Source organism: Microbacterium aoyamense (assembly GCF_023155855.1).
Lineage (GTDB): Bacteria > Actinomycetota > Actinomycetes > Actinomycetales > Microbacteriaceae > Microbacterium > Microbacterium aoyamense.
Genome location: NZ_JAKNUT010000004.1, coordinates 144,032 through 158,491, shown reverse-complemented (window position 1 = coordinate 158,491; position 14,460 = coordinate 144,032). Strand labels below are relative to the sequence as shown.

At 69.9% G+C, this 14,460-nt stretch carries 9 protein-coding genes; 4 read left to right on the top strand and 5 right to left on the bottom strand.

Annotated elements, in window-relative coordinates; translation table 11 throughout:
* Window positions 1-35 precede the first annotated feature (35 nt).
* Window positions 36-278 carry a hypothetical protein gene (locus MA876_RS12070; protein WP_248149270.1) on the top strand — a complete coding sequence of 81 codons (243 nt, stop codon included), beginning with the start codon at window positions 36-38 and terminating at the stop codon, window positions 276-278.
* Window positions 279-410: 132 nt separating this feature from the next.
* Here the strand turns inward: MA876_RS12070 and ligA are convergent, their stop codons facing one another.
* From ligA to MA876_RS12055, 3 genes are all read right to left on the bottom strand, one after another.
* Window positions 411-2,792 (bottom strand): NAD-dependent DNA ligase LigA, encoded by a 2,382-nt coding sequence (ligA, locus tag MA876_RS12065; protein ID WP_248149267.1) that lies wholly within the window; start codon window positions 2,790-2,792, stop codon window positions 411-413.
* Window positions 2,793-2,821: 29 nt separating this feature from the next.
* Window positions 2,822-3,919, bottom strand: coding sequence for a tRNA 2-thiouridine(34) synthase MnmA (mnmA, locus tag MA876_RS12060; protein ID WP_248149263.1), 1,098 nt, complete (start codon window positions 3,917-3,919; stop codon window positions 2,822-2,824).
* 182 nt (window positions 3,920-4,101) lie between these two features.
* Complete coding sequence (locus MA876_RS12055; protein WP_248149259.1) at window positions 4,102-5,259, bottom strand: cysteine desulfurase family protein; 1,158 nt, start codon at window positions 5,257-5,259, stop codon at window positions 4,102-4,104.
* Window positions 5,260-5,314: 55 nt separating this feature from the next.
* Here MA876_RS12055 and glgX point away from each other — a divergent pair, with 55 nt between their 5' ends.
* From glgX to glgB, 3 genes are all read left to right on the top strand, one after another.
* A complete protein-coding gene (glgX, locus tag MA876_RS12050; RefSeq protein WP_248149256.1) occupies window positions 5,315-7,399 on the top strand; it encodes a glycogen debranching protein GlgX in 2,085 nt (694 codons plus the stop codon).
* A 71-nt stretch (window positions 7,400-7,470) separates the two neighbouring features.
* On the top strand, window positions 7,471-9,555 hold the full coding sequence (locus MA876_RS12045) for a maltotransferase domain-containing protein (protein WP_372491524.1): 2,085 nt from the start codon (window positions 7,471-7,473) through the stop codon (window positions 9,553-9,555).
* A complete protein-coding gene (glgB, locus tag MA876_RS12040) occupies window positions 9,552-11,672 on the top strand; it encodes a 1,4-alpha-glucan branching protein GlgB (RefSeq protein WP_248149253.1) in 2,121 nt (706 codons plus the stop codon). The genes MA876_RS12045 and glgB overlap by 4 nt, the downstream gene beginning before the upstream one ends.
* Here the strand turns inward: glgB and MA876_RS12035 are convergent.
* Together MA876_RS12035 and MA876_RS12030 are read right to left on the bottom strand one after the other, a co-directional pair.
* Entirely contained in the window at window positions 11,669-12,604 is a 936-nt protein-coding gene (locus MA876_RS12035) for a tetratricopeptide repeat protein (RefSeq protein ID WP_248149246.1), read from the bottom strand. The genes glgB and MA876_RS12035 overlap by 4 nt on opposite strands.
* Complete coding sequence (locus MA876_RS12030; protein ID WP_248149243.1) at window positions 12,601-14,427, bottom strand: DUF8094 domain-containing protein; 1,827 nt, start codon at window positions 14,425-14,427, stop codon at window positions 12,601-12,603. The genes MA876_RS12035 and MA876_RS12030 overlap by 4 nt, the downstream gene beginning before the upstream one ends.
* Between the last annotated feature and the right edge of the window lie 33 nt (window positions 14,428-14,460).

Below are 14,460 nucleotides of genomic sequence, written 5' to 3'. Positions count from 1 at the left end.
AGCTATCGCAACCACCCACTCGAAGGAGTCATCCCATGGACACCAACTCACGTCGCCCGCGACTGATGCCACCGTTCGCGAGCACGTCGTTCGCCGCCCTCGTCCTCGGCATGTGCGGCGTCGTCGCGGGCCCGATCGCTCCAGCCGGCGCGATCGGCATCGCCCCGGTCGTCGATCGCACCTGCGCCATGCAGACAGTCGACGACGAGAGCGTGGACGCTTCCGAGCGCCACGTCCCCCGGCGCGGTGGTCAGCCGCACCTCCCCCGTCCGCAGTGACGGCGGGGTCGCGCGTCGGTCATTCCAGTCGACCGGCGCGCGCCCCGACGATCGCCTGCTCTCCCGGCGTCGCACCGGCGACCACCCGGGGCCCGGTCGGCACGATGCGGTAGCAGCCACTGGCTCATGACATCACCCCGCGTCGGGAGCGAGGGCTTCGAGTGCGGCAGGACCTTGTTCGACGAGGATGCGGAACTGTGCGGCGTCGATGATGCGCACGCCGAGCTCCTCGGCCTTCGCGAGTTTCGAGCCCGCGCCCGGACCCGCGGCGACGAAGTCGGTCTTCTTCGACACGCTCGACGCGGCCTTGCCGCCCGCTGCCAGGATCGCCTCCTGTGCACCCTCTCGCGAATAGCCTTCGAGCGAACCCGTGGCGACGATGGTGAGACCCTCGAGCACTCCGCCCGAGGCGGCAGCCGCGCCGGGCCCAGGATGACCGGGAACCGCGAATGCCACTCCCGCTCGCCGCCACTCGCTGACGATGTCCTGGTGCCAGTCGACGGCCAGCCACTCCCGGAGAGACTCACCGATGATGGAACCGACTCCCTCGACGCCCGCCAGCTCGTCGGCCGAAGCCCGCTCGATCTCTTCGAGAGACCCGAAGTACTGTGCGAGAGCGCGCGCCGCGACCGGACCGACGTGCCGGATGTTCAACGACACGAGCTGACGCCACAGGTCCTTGGTCTTCGCCTTCTCGAGCTCGGCGAGGAGCGTGATCGCCTGCGCCGACGGGAGGACGATGCGGTGATCCTTGCGCACGCCGGCTGCGCGCCGCTCTGCAGGCGACGCGTTCTCGTAGCCGGGCGGGTAGGTCACCTCGACCCGCTGGAACGGCGTGCGCCGCACGACTTCGCCCGTCTTGGCATCCACCCGGGGTTCACCCGTCTCTGCGTCGCGGACGACGACTTCGATGTCGACGATGTCCGCGAGCTCGAGCGCGAACAGCCCCGCTTCGGTCTCGAGCGGCGGGGTCGACGGCACAGACGGCTGCGTCAGGGCCGCCGCCGTCACTTCGCCCAGCGCCTCGATGTCGAGCGCACCGCGCGAGCCGATGTGCTCGACGCGGCCGCGCACCTGCGCCGGACAGGCACGCGTGTTGGGACAGCGCAGGTCGATGTCGCCCTCTTTCGCCGGCGCGAGCGGGAAACCGCACTCGGGGCAGTCGGCCGGCATCACGAACTCGCGCTCGGTGCCGTCGCGCAGCTCGACGACCGGACCGAGCACCTCGGGGATCACATCGCCCGCTTTGCGCAGCACGACCATGTCGCCGATCAGCACGCCCTTGGCCCGCACCACATCCTGGTTGTGCAGCGTCGCCTGTCGCACGACCGAGCCCGCGACGCGCGCCGGCGCCATGACGGCGAACGGCGTGGCGCGGCCCGTCCGCCCGACCGACACCACGATGTCGAGGAGCTTCGTGTTGACCTGCTCGGGCGGGTACTTGTACGCGATCGCCCAGCGGGGCGCGCGACTCGTCGCCCCGAGCTCGTCGTGCAGCGCCAGCTCGTCGACCTTGACCACCACGCCGTCGATCTCGTGCTCGACGTCGTGCCGGTGCTCGCCGTAGTGGTCGACGAACGCCGTGACGCCGTCGATCGTGTCGGACGTTCGGAAGTAGGGGCTCGTCGGCAGACCCCACTCGGCGAGCAGAGCGTACGTCTCGCTCTGCGAGTCGACGGGCGGGCGCTCCCACGCCCCGATGCCGTGCACGAAGAGGCGCAGCGAGTCGATGCGCGCGCGCCCGGCCTCGAGCTCGAGACCGTCCTTCTTGTCGAGCTGCTGGCGCAGGCCGCCGCTGGCCGCGTTCCGGGGGTTCGCGAACGACGGGAACCGGCGCTCGGCACTCAGCCGCGCCTTCGCCTCGTCGAACGCGCGCGATCGAGCGCGCGTCTCTTCGACCGCTCGGTCGCGCATGTCCGCCTGCAGAGCGTTGAGCGCCTCGAACGCCGCCGTGGGGATGAAGACCTCGCCGCGCACCTCGACGAGGGGTGGATGCCCCGACCCCGCGAGTCGCTGCGGGATGCCCGCGACGCGCACCGCGTTGACCGTGACATCCTCACCGACACGTCCGTCGCCCCGCGTCGCGGCGGACGTCAGCACGCCGTTCTCGTACCGCAGGCTGATCGCCAGGCCGTCGATCTTGAGCTCGGTGAGCCAGCGGACCGCGCGCCCTGCGCCGGCCTCGGCTTTGGCACACCACTCGCGCAGTTCGTCGAGCGAGAAGACGTTGTCGAGGCTCAGCATGCGCTCGGCGTGCTCGACGGGTGCGAACTGCGAGTTCTGCGCCGCGCCCACGGACTGCGTCGGCGAGTCCTGGCCCTGCAGCTCGGGATGGAGCCGCTCGATCGCCTCGAGCCGATGCATCCACCCGTCGTACGTCGCGTCGTCGACGATCTCGGCATCGGCGCCGTAGTACGCGTCACGCGCGCCGATGATGAGGTCGGTGAGGCGCTGGGCCTCGGTGCGGGCCTGTTCGAGACTCAGGTCGTCGAGTTCGGTCGGTGCGTCTGCCACCCCGCCAGTCTATGAACCGGCGACGACACTCACACCGGGGCGGGGACCGCCGACACGGTGCGCGCGATCGTGAACTGCCCGATCACCCGGGTGCCGTCGTACAGCACCGCGGTCTGGCCGGGCGCGACCCCCTCGAACGGATCGACCGGACGCACCGTCACGACACCGTCGGCGATCGTCGCGCGAGCCGGCACGGGCTCGGCATGCGCGCGGATCTGCACGTCGCAGTCGAACGCATCCGACGAGGGCGCCCGACCCGCCCACGAGAGCCGCTCGCCCGCGATCTCGGCGGTCGCGAGGGCCTCCTTCGGCCCGACGACGACCGTGTTCGAGACGGGCCGCACCTCGAGCACGAACCGCGGCTTGCCGTCGGCGGCCGGTACTCCGAGCTTCAGTCCGCGGCGCTGACCGACGGTGAACGCGTGGGCTCCTTCGTGAGAGCCGACGACGGCACCGGAGCGGTCGACGACATCGCCCGTCGCAATGCCGACCTTCTCAGCGAGCCAGCCGCGGGTGTCTCCGTCGGGGATGAAGCAGATGTCGTGGCTGTCGGGCTTCTGCGCGACCGAGAGGCCGCGCGCCTCCGCCTCGGCACGCACGACGGCCTTGGAGGGCGTCGAGCCGAGGGGGAAGTACGTGTGCGCGAGCTGCTCGGCCGTCAGCACGCCCAAGACGTACGACTGGTCCTTCGCGGCATCCGACGCCCGGTGCAGCTCGAGCCCGTCGGGGCTCTCCACCAGCGTCGCGTAATGTCCCGTGCACACGGCGTCGAATCCGAGCTCGAGCGCGCGCTCGAGGAGCGCCGCGAACTTGATCTTCTCGTTGCAGCGCATGCACGGGTTGGGCGTGCGCCCGGCCTGGTACTCCGACACGAAGTCGGCGATGACGTCGTCGCGGAACCGCTCCGAGAAGTCCCACACGTAGAACGGGATGCCCAGCACATCGGCCGCCCGGCGGGCATCCATCGCGTCTTCGATCGTGCAGCAGCCGCGGCTGCCGGTGCGCAGGGTTCCGCCCGCCCGCGAGAGCGCCAGGTGCACGCCGACGACGTCATGGCCCGCCTCGACGGCGCGCGCTGCCGCGACGGCGGAGTCCACTCCCCCGCTCATGGCCGCAAGAATCCGCATGCCTCCAGTCTACGAGCGCACCCTGGCAGGCGGCTCCGCGTCCGGGGCCGCGGCGCGGTGTGGTGAACCGTAGGAGATTCTCCATGTGCAGGTCCGCATTGCGCTGCCCCAGCCGGGTTCTCCTACGGTTTGCGACACGGTGGCCGAACGACGTGGGCGGTTGCACAGCGGGACGGCACCGCTCAGCGCGCAGCGCGTGCGCGTTCGACCGCGGGCGGCAGTGCCGCAAGGGCGGCCTCGACGTCGGCCGACGTCGTCGTGCGCCCGAGCGTGAAGCGCAGCACTTCGCGGGCTTCGGCATCCGTGCGGCCGAGCGCCAGCACGACGTGCGACGGCTCGGGGACACCCGCCTGGCAGGCCGACCCGGTCGACACCGCGATGCCCGCCTGGTCGAGCAGGAAGAGCAGCGTCTCGCCCGCGGCGCCCGGGAACAGCACGTGCGCGTTGCCCGGCAGACGGTCAGCCGCGTCGCCGAGCAGCTCGGCACCGGGGATCGTCGAGAGGATGCCGCGCACGAGCGCGTCGCGGAGCACCGCCAGCCGGTCGGCCTCGGCCGCGAGCTCGGCGGCGGCGAGCTCGGCGGCGACGGCGAAGGCCGCGGCTCCCGCGACATCCTGTGTCCCGGCGCGCAGTCGCCGCTGCTGCGCTCCACCGTGCAGCAGCGGCGTCAATCGGGCCGTGCGCGCCGCGACGAGTGCACCGACGCCCACCGGGCCGCCGATCTTGTGCGCGGAGACGCTCAGCGCGACGAGGCCGGCGCCGGCCGCGGCATCCCCCCGCCACATCCGGAACGACACCGGCACGTGCCCGAAGGCGGACACCGCGTCGAGGTACAGGGGTACGCCGGCGGACGCGGATGCCGCGGCGAGCGCCGAGGCGTCGTTGATCGTGCCCGTCTCGTTGTTCGCGACGAGCGCCGTCGCGAACGCGGCATCGGCGAGGGCCCCCGTGAACGCGTCGACGGGTACGCGTCCCACGCCGTCCAGCGCGACCGCCCGGACGGTCGCGCCCTCCGCTCGCTCGAGCCACTCGACGACGTCGAGAGTGGCGTGGTGTTCTCCGTCCGGGAGCACGATCGCTCCGTGCGGGTTCGACCACCACAGGCCTTTGAGCGCGAGATTGATCGCCTCGGTGCCCCCCGAGGTGAACACGACCTCGATCGGGTCGCATGCGATCACGGCGGCGAGTCGCTCGCGGGATTCCTCGAGCAGGCGTCGCGCGGCCTGACCGTCACCGTGGATGGACGAGGCGTTGCCGACGAGCTCGGACGCCGAGAGCCACGCGTCGCGGGCTTCGGGCCGCAGGGGCGTCGTCGCCGCGTGATCGAGATAGACCGCCACACACTCCCCCGCCCGTGTAACAACTCCGACGCATGGCATTACTACTGTAGAACGCATGCCCAGCACGGACGCCCCTGCCCTGACGACCACCCCGGGACTCCTCAGCCCCGAGCTGGACGCCCTCGGCGTCACCTACGGGCCGGATGCCGGCACCCTGCGCGTCTGGTCGGGAACCGCCGACGCGATCGAGCTCGTCGTCTTCGACGACACGGATCTCGACTGGATCACCGACCAGCTGCCGCTCGAGCCCGTGGGCGGCGGCGTGTGGCAGGTCTCGACGCCGCTGCTGCGGCCGGGCGTGCGGTACGCCCTGCACGTCGACGGCGCGCACGCGCCGGGCAACACGTTCAACCGCGGCACGCTGCTGATCGAGCCCTACTCGAGGGGCCTCGTCAGCAGCGGCTACGAAGGCTGGCGCTCGGTCGCGGTCGACGGGGCTTTCGATTGGGGCGGTGTCACGAAGCCGAACATCCCGCTCGACCGCACCGTGATCTACGAAGGTCACCTCAAGGGCCTCACGAAGCGTCACCCCGGTGTGCCGGGCGCCCTGCGCGGCACGTACGCGGGGCTCGGGCATCCCGCCATCGTGGAGCACCTCGTGAATCTCGGCGTCACGAGCGTCGAGCTGCTCCCCGTTCACGCGTTCGCGACCGAACCGCGCCTCCTGCAGCACGGGCTCGCGAACTACTGGGGCTACAACACGGTCAACTTCTTCACTCCGCATGCCGCCTATGCGACCGAGGACGCCCGCCGCGAAGGTCCCGAGGCGATCCTGCGCGAGTTCAAGGGCATGGTGCGGCTCCTGCACGAGGCGGGACTCGAGGTCATCCTCGACGTCGTCTACAACCACACCTCCGAAGAGGGCATCGGCGGTCCGCGCACCAGCCTTCGCGGGATCGACAACCGCGGCTACTACCGACAGAACGACGACGGCTCCTACATCGACGTCACCGGCTGCGGCAACTCGGTGAACACGGCGACGGATGCCGCGGCACGCCTCGTCCTCGATTCCCTGCGCTATTGGGCGAACGATCTGCAGGTCGACGGCTTCCGCTTCGACCTCGCGGCGACGCTCGGCCGCGACGCCGCGCACACCTTCACCCCCGAGCACCCGCTCCTCCAGGCGATCCTCGCCGACCCGGCCCTCGCGGACGTGAAGAAGATCGCCGAGCCGTGGGACGTCGGCATGGGCGGCTGGCAGACCGGCAACTTCGGTGACGGCTGGCAGGAGTGGAACGATCGCTACCGCGACCGCGTGCGCAACTTCTGGCTGAGCGACGTCGACTACGCGCGTCGCGCATCGAGCGCACCGGTCGGAATCGGGGGCTTCGCGACGCGCCTCGCCGGGTCGTCCAACACCTTCAGCGCGGAACGCGGTCCGCTCGCGAGCATCAACTTCGTCACGGCGCACGACGGCTTCACGCTGCGCGATCTCGTCTCGTACGACGTCAAGCACAACCTGGGGAACGGCGAGCAGAACCGCGACGGCGCCGACACGAACCGCTCGTTCAATCACGGCGCCGAGGGCCCGACGACGAACGAGGGCATCCTGGCCACGCGGCGCAAGGCGATGCGCAATCTGCTCGGCACTCTGCTGCTCTCGGCCGGTGTGCCGATGCTGACGGCGGGCGACGAGTTCGCACGCACGCAGCGCGGCAACAACAACGCCTACTGCCATGACTCGCCGCTCACGTGGCTCTCGTGGGAGCACGCGCCGTGGCAGCAGGAGCTCCAGGAGCACGTGCGGCGGCTCATCGCGCTCCGCCAGGAGAACCCGGCTCTCCGGCCCAGCCGATTCGCGCGGCTCGGCGAGGTCACGCCGTCGGCCTCCGTCATGGAGTGGTACGACGAGAGCGGACAGACGATGGAGGGCGACCGCTGGACCGACCCGACGCACCGCACCCTGCAGTACGTCGCAGCGTCAACTCCCGAGGTCGAGGACTTCAACCGCATCCTGCTCATGGTGCACGGCAACGAGCGCCCGATCGACGTCACCCTCCCCGTGATCGACGGCGTCGATCGCTACGTCTCGCTCTGGTCGAGCGAAGAGGAGGTTCCGCTCGCACAGCGCGCGACGCACGCTCCGGGTGACGTCGTTCCCCTGAACGGCACGTCGATGCATCTCTTCCGGGCCGAGTGAGGCACGATAGCGCCACAACGCGCGGTGCGCCACGCCTGGTCGCGATGCGGGGCTGACGGTAGGTTCGGAACGTGGTCACGACGTCGCGCTCCGCGCCCTCCCGTCCGTGGCGGAGCGCCTCCGCCATCCCCCTCCGACCGGCGCCCGCGGACAGCTCGCCGTTTCCGACCGCGACGGGTCGCATCCCGCTGGTGAAGCCGTCGCCCGCGATCCCCGGCGAACCGTACCGCCCCAAGGCCTTCGCGGGCGAGGCGGTCCCGTTCGAGGTGACATCGTTTCGCGAGGGGCACGACCGCATCGGCGTCCATGTGCGTCTCTTCTCCCCTGCCGGGGACGAATCGCTGCATGCTCTGTCGCCCCTGAACAACGGACTCGATGAGTGGAGGGCTCTCGTCGCACCGCTCGAAGAGGGTGTCTGGACCTTCCGGTTCGAGGCGTTCGGCGACGAGTTCACCACGTGGCGGCATGCGGCCGACGTCAAGATCCGGGCGGGCGTCGACGTCGCCCTCATGCGGGAATCCGGCGCCCTGCTGTTCGACCGTGCGCGCGCGGAGAAGGACCGCCCGCTCGCGGAGCGTCGCGCTCTCGAGATCGCCGCGGCTGCGCTGCGAGACGCCGGAGCCGACGAAGCGGCGGCCCTGATCGTCGTCAACGACCCCGCCATCGCCGCCGGCTTCGCCGCGCGACCGCTCATGTCGATCGGGGCGGTCGGTGAGACCCTCGCGCTCCTGGTCGAGCGCGAGCGGGCCGGAGTCGGAGCGTGGTACGAGTTCTTCCCCCGCTCCGAGGGTGCGAAGCGGTTCAAGGACGGCCGGGTCAAGCCCGGCAACCTCCGCACGGCGCGCGGTCGCCTGGCGGGCGTGCGCGACATGGGTTTCGACGTCGTCTACGTGCCGCCCGTGCATCCGATCGGCCTCACCAACCGCAAGGGACGCAACAACACCCTCACGGCCGAGCCAGGCGACCCCGGCTCGCCGTACGGCATCGGGTCCGAAGCCGGCGGCCACGACGCGATCGCTCCCGAACTCGGGTCGATGGCCGACTTCCGGGCCTTCGTCCGCGCGGCGAACGAGAACGGTCTCGAGGTCGCGCTCGACCTCGCTCTCAACGCCTCGCCCGATCATCCGTGGGTCACGGAGCATCCCGAGTGGTTCCTCACCCTCGCCGACGGCACGATCGCCTACGCCGAGAATCCGCCGAAGAAGTACCAGGACATCTACCCCGTCTACTTCGACGTCGACCCCGCCAGCGTCTACGCCGAGGTCCTGCGGGTCATCCGCCATTGGATCGCTCAGGGCGTGACGATCTTCCGCGTCGACAATCCGCACACCAAGCCGCTCGAGTTCTGGGAGTGGCTCATCGCGTCGGTGAACGCGCAGCGCCCCGACATCATCTTCCTGTCCGAGGCCTTCTCGCGGCCCGCGGTCATGCAGACGCTCGCGAAGGCCGGCTTCCAGCAGAGCTACTCGTACTTCACGTGGCGCAACACGAAAGAGGAACTCGCCGAGTTCTTCACCTCGATCGCGACCGAGACGGCCGACTTCATGCGGCCGAACCTGTTCGTCAACACGCACGACATCCTGACCGAGTACCTGCAGTTCGGCGGGCGCGCGGCCTACGCGATCCGCGCTGCTCTCGCCGCCACGGCCGCACCCACGTGGGGCGTGTACGCGGGGTACGAACTGTTCGAGAACGTCGCGCGGCCGGGTTCCGAAGAGAACATCGACAACGAGAAGTACGAGATCAAGGTGCGGGATTGGGATGCCGCGGAGGCCGCCGGCGATTCGCTGGCCCCGTGGCTGCGCCGGCTCAATGAGATCCGCCGCGCGCACCCCGCCCTGCGACAGCTGCGCAACCTCACGGTGCACTGGAGCGACGACGACGCGATCCTCGTCTACTCGAAGCACCTCGACGCGGCGCTCTCGCCGACGGGGCGCTCCGACACGATCCTCGTCGTCGCCAACGTCGACCCGCACTCGGTGCGTCAGACCATGGTGCATCTCGACACCCGCGTGTGGGGCGTCGAGCCGGGCGACCCGTTCGAGGTCGAGGACCTCGTCACCGGCGCGACCTGGACGTGGACCGACCACAACTTCGTCAAACTCGACGCCTTCACCGCGCCGGTCCACATCCTGCACATCAAGGGGCGCGCATGACCATCGACGACCGCACGCTCGACACCGTCGCGACGGGCTCGTACCACGACCCGCACAGCGTGCTGGGTCTCCACCACGACGGCACGGGCTGGGTCGTGCGCGCCAGACGTCCGCTCGCCGAGAGCGTGACCGCGGTGTTCGCCGACGGAGACCGCGCGCCCCTCGCCCACGTGCGCGCCGGCATCTGGGAGGGCGCCCACGCCGGCGAGCCCGGTGCCTACGAACTCGTCACGACCTACGCGAACGGACCGGACTTCGTCGCGGACGACCCTTATCGCCATCTGCCGACGGTCGGCGAGCTCGACCTGCACCTCATCGCCGAGGGCCGCCACGAAGAGCTCTGGCGCGTCCTCGGGTCGCACGTTCTGGGCGAGGACGTCTCCTTCGCCGTGTGGGCACCGGGAGCCCAGGCAGTGCGGGTCGTCGGCGACTTCAACGGCTGGGACGGCCAGGGCCACTCGATGCGCTCGATGGGCGGCAGCGGCATCTGGGAGATCCTCGTCCCCGGGCTCCCCGAGGGCACCGCGTACAAGTACGAGATCCTCACCAAGAGCGGCGAGTGGATCCTCAAGGCCGACCCGATGGCGCGCTGGGCCGAGGTGCCGCCCGCCACGGCATCCGTCGTCACGAAGGCACGGCACGAATGGCAGGACTCTGCCTGGATGGATGCCCGGTCCCACTCGACCCCTGTGTCGCTGCCGATGTCGGTCTACGAAGTGCACTTCGGCTCGTGGCGCCCCGGTCTGTCGTATCGCGACGCCGCGGACCCCCTGATCGAGTACGTGACGGCGCAGGGATTCACGCACATCGAGTTCATGCCGCTCGCCGAGCACCCGTTCGGCGGCTCCTGGGGCTACCAGGTGACGGGGTACTACTCCCCCACGAGCCGGTTCGGAACTCCCGACGACCTGCGGTACCTGATCGACCGCCTGCACCAGGCCGGCATCGGCGTCATCATGGACTGGGTCCCCGGCCACTTCCCGAAGGATGCTTTCGCCCTCGCTCGCTTCGACGGCCAGGCGCTCTACGAACACCCCGATCGCCGGCGCGGCGAGCACAAGGACTGGGGAACGTACATCTTCGACTACGGCCGCAAGGAGGTCCGGAACTTCCTCGTCGCCAACGCCCTCTACTGGTTCGAGGAGTTCCACGTCGACGGCCTGCGGGTGGATGCCGTGGCATCCATGCTCTATCTCGACTACTCGCGCGAGGACGGCGAGTGGGAGCCGAACGTCCACGGCGGACGCGAGAACCTCGAGGCCATCGGGTTCCTGCAGGAGGTCAACGCGACGGCCTACAAGCGCTACCCCGGCATCGCGATGATCGCCGAGGAGTCCACGAGCTATCCCGGCGTCACGGCGCCCACGAGCCAGGGCGGACTCGGGTTCGGGTTCAAGTGGAACATGGGCTGGATGAACGACTCGCTCCAGTACATCAAGCGCGATCCGATGTATCGGTCGCATCACGAGGGAGAGCTGTCGTTCTCGTTCGTCTACGCCTTCAGCGAGAACTTCATCCTGCCGATCAGCCACGACGAGGTCGTGCACGGCAAGGGTTCGCTCTTCGGCCGGATGCCCGGCGACCACTGGCAGAAGCTCGCGAACATGCGCGCCTTCCTCGCCTACATGTGGGGCCACCCCGGCAAGCAATTGCTGTTCATGGGTCAGGAGTTCGGCCAGCTCTCCGAGTGGTCCGAAGGTCGGAGCCTGGATTGGTGGATGCTGGACCAGCCGTCCCATCAGGAGCTGCTGACGTTCGTGGCCGAGCTGAACCGCGCGTATCGCGACCACTCGGCGATGTGGTCGCGCGACAGCGACGGGGCCGCGTTCTCACGGCTCGGAGCGCCGTCCTGGAATCCGAACGTCATCGCGTTCTCGCGGCGCGATTGGCACGGCAACGCCGTCGTCGTGATCTGCAACTTCTCGGGTGTGCCGATCGATCGCTACGAGATCGATCTGGGTGAGTCCGGCGAGTGGCGCGAAGTGCTCAACTCCGACGCGCAGGCGTTCGGCGGGTCGGGCGTCGGCAATCACGGCGCCGTGCACGCCGACGACAACGGACGGGCGACGATGATCGTCCCGCCCCTCGGCGTCGTCTGGCTCGCGAAGAGCTCCTAGAAGAGAAGGTTGGCGAGGCGACCGCGGGCCTGGATCACGCGCGGGTCCGCGTCGCCGATGAGTCCGAACAGCTCCAGCAGCCGTTCGCGCACGGGCCCGCGCTCGTCGGACGGCAGCGCGGCGAAGAGGTCGAGCAGGCGACCGAACGCGTCCTCGACGTGTCCACCCGACAGATCGAGATCGGCGACGGCGAACTGGGCAGCGACATCGGTCGGCGCGGCGGCCGCAGCGGCCCGAGCCTCCTGCAGATCCAGACCCTGCACGCGGTCGAGCAGGCGCACCTGACCGAGGCCGGCGCGGGCGTCGGCGTCGCGGGGGTTCTCGGCCAGGGCCTTCTCGTACGCGCCGATCGCGCGCGCGTAGTCGCCCTCTTCGATGGCCGCGAAGGCCTCGGCGTGCAGCGGCGGGAGCGGCGGCTCGACGGGCTCGGCATCGGGGTCTGCTGCGGCATCCGGATCCACCGGCACGACACCCGTCACGCCGTTCTGCGCCGCGAGCTGCAGCAGCTGGTCGAACACCTCGCGCACCTGCTGCTCAGGGACGGCTCCCGTGAACAACGGCACCGGCTGACCGCCGACGAGGGCGACCACCATCGGGATGGACTGCGCGCGGAACGCCTGGGTGAGCTGCGGGTTCGCGTCGACGTCGACCTTCCCGAGCACGAGACGACCTGCGAGCTCGGTGACGACCTTCTCGATGATGGGGCTCAGCTGCTTGCACGGCCCGCACCACTCCGCCCACAGGTCGATGACGACCGGCACGGTACGCGAGAGCTCGAGCACCTGCGGGAAGGTCTCGTCGGTGACGTCGAACACGAGAGACGGCGCCGCGGGAGCAGTCGACCCGCCGGCGGCGGGCGCGGCGGGGCGATTGCGGAGCGAGGAGAGATCGACGGCGCCGCGCAGGGCGGCCGCCGGAGTGGGATCGGTCACTTGATCACTTTCGCGTCGAGGATGTCGGAGCCGTAGCCGAGCAGACGGATCTTCTCGCTCGAGCCCTGTCCGGGCACATAGAAGAACATCTGATCGGTGAAGGTCGTGGTGAACCCGGAAGGCGACTGGTCGGCCCCGGCGAGAGCCTTGACGGTCGGTGAATCCGGAAGCTTGATGACGGCGTCCGTGTTCGTGGGGGTCGCGTTCTCGACCTCGTGGATGTTCACCGCGACGATCGCCCCGCTTTCGAGGGTCGCGATCGCGAAGGGGTCGAAAGTGCCCGGCACCGCCGAGAACGTGAGCTGGCCCGTGTTCGTGCCCGTCTTGAGGAAGTCGTCGAGGCGTCGCTGACGGTCCGCGGCGATGCTGGGCCGCAGGTGATCGGTCTCGGCGTCGAACATCCCCGCGAACTCGCTCTCGTCGCCCTTGTCGATGATGTCCGCGTACGCGGCCGCCACCTGATCGGGCGGCATGATGAGGAACGGCGAGTCGGGCTGCACCTGCGGCGCGCCCACATACGATGCCGCGAGATCGGGCATGAGGGTGGATGCCTCGAGGCTGGCCTGGTACGAGAGCTTGTAGGGCGACCACGGGTCGTCCTGGGTCATGATCATGATGCTCGACGTCTTGGACTCCGCGTCGTCGACGACGGCGAGGACCGAGCGCGGCCACTCGTCGTACGACTGCGGGAGCACGATCTCGAGCGGCTTCGTGAGCACGGCTTTCGGCGCGGCGTAGTCCGAGATCGCGCCGCGGAGCTTGTAGTTCGTCTCGCGCGCCGCGAGAACCGCGCCGTCGAGGCGGGTCGCGGCGAGAGCGGGATCCATCGCCTCATCGGCGTCGGCCGCCGTCTTCGCGATGCGCGTGAGGATGCGTTCGGCCTGAGCCTTCGTCACCGCGGGCGCGTCCTGCCCTTCCGGCACTATGACGCTCGCCGTCGGCGACGGCGTGGCCGTCTCGCCGAACTGGGGCCAGGAGTCTGCGGAGCAGCCCGCGAAGAGGAGCGCCGAGACGGCGACGGCGGGGATGGCGATCAGGGACTTGCGCCCGGCGCCCAGCGACTTGCGCGTCTGACCGGCGGAGATCACGCCCTTGTCGGCCTGCTCGACCGCGAGATCGATCGGTTCCGTCATCGGCACCGGGAGGCCCTTGCGCCGGGGACCACGCGCGCGACGCACGTGTCGTATGCCGAGGATGTAGAGGAACACACCGACCGCCATGACGATCGCGCCCGCGACGATGAGAGGTCCGGCCCACGGAGTGCCGTTGCCGATCGGCCACGAGATCGAGATGTCCGTCGGAGCCGGCTCGGTGCCGTCCGCGGCGACCAGCACGCTCATCTCGGCGGGGAGCTGGAGCGGTGCGATGAGCACGTCCGCCTGCTGGAACTCGTCGAGCCAGAGGTCGGAGCCGATCGGGCTCCGCGCAGGGGTCTCTGCCGCGGCATCCTCATCCGCACTCGGCGCCGGGGTCGGGGTCGCCTCGGGCTCCTCCGTCGGAGCCGACTCGACCGACTCGGACTGCGGCAGTGATTCGTCATCGAGCGTGACGTGCGTGTAGGTCGTATCGGCGAGCCAGTCCTGCATGTCCGACGTGCGACCGTACGCGGCGAAAATGTCGCCGTCGCCGTGGGCGCGCAGCGTCTGAGTGCCGGGAAGCGTGTTGAGCACGGCCCCGTCGATCAGAACGTACGGAGCCCCCTCTTCGACGGCGATCGTGGTGGTCGAGGTCCGCGGGCCCTGGAAGATCGTGCGCTGCGCGATGCCCGCGCCGATCATCACCGTGGCGAGCACGAATGCCGCCACTGCCCATACGAAACGCACGAATTACCCTCTTCCGGTCCGCGCGATGGCGCG

Bases quoted from the DNA above. Each gene is read 5' to 3' on its own strand.
- MA876_RS12070 (WP_248149270.1), top strand. From the start codon at position 36: ATGGACACCAACTCACGTCGCCCGCGACTGATGCCACCGTTCGCGAGC.
- mnmA (WP_248149263.1), bottom strand. From the start codon at position 3,919: ATGCGGATTCTTGCGGCCATGAGCGGGGGAGTGGACTCCGCCGTCGCG.
- glgB (WP_248149253.1), top strand. From the start codon at position 9,552: ATGACCATCGACGACCGCACGCTCGACACCGTCGCGACGGGCTCGTAC.
- glgX (WP_248149256.1), top strand. From the start codon at position 5,315: ATGCCCAGCACGGACGCCCCTGCCCTGACGACCACCCCGGGACTCCTC.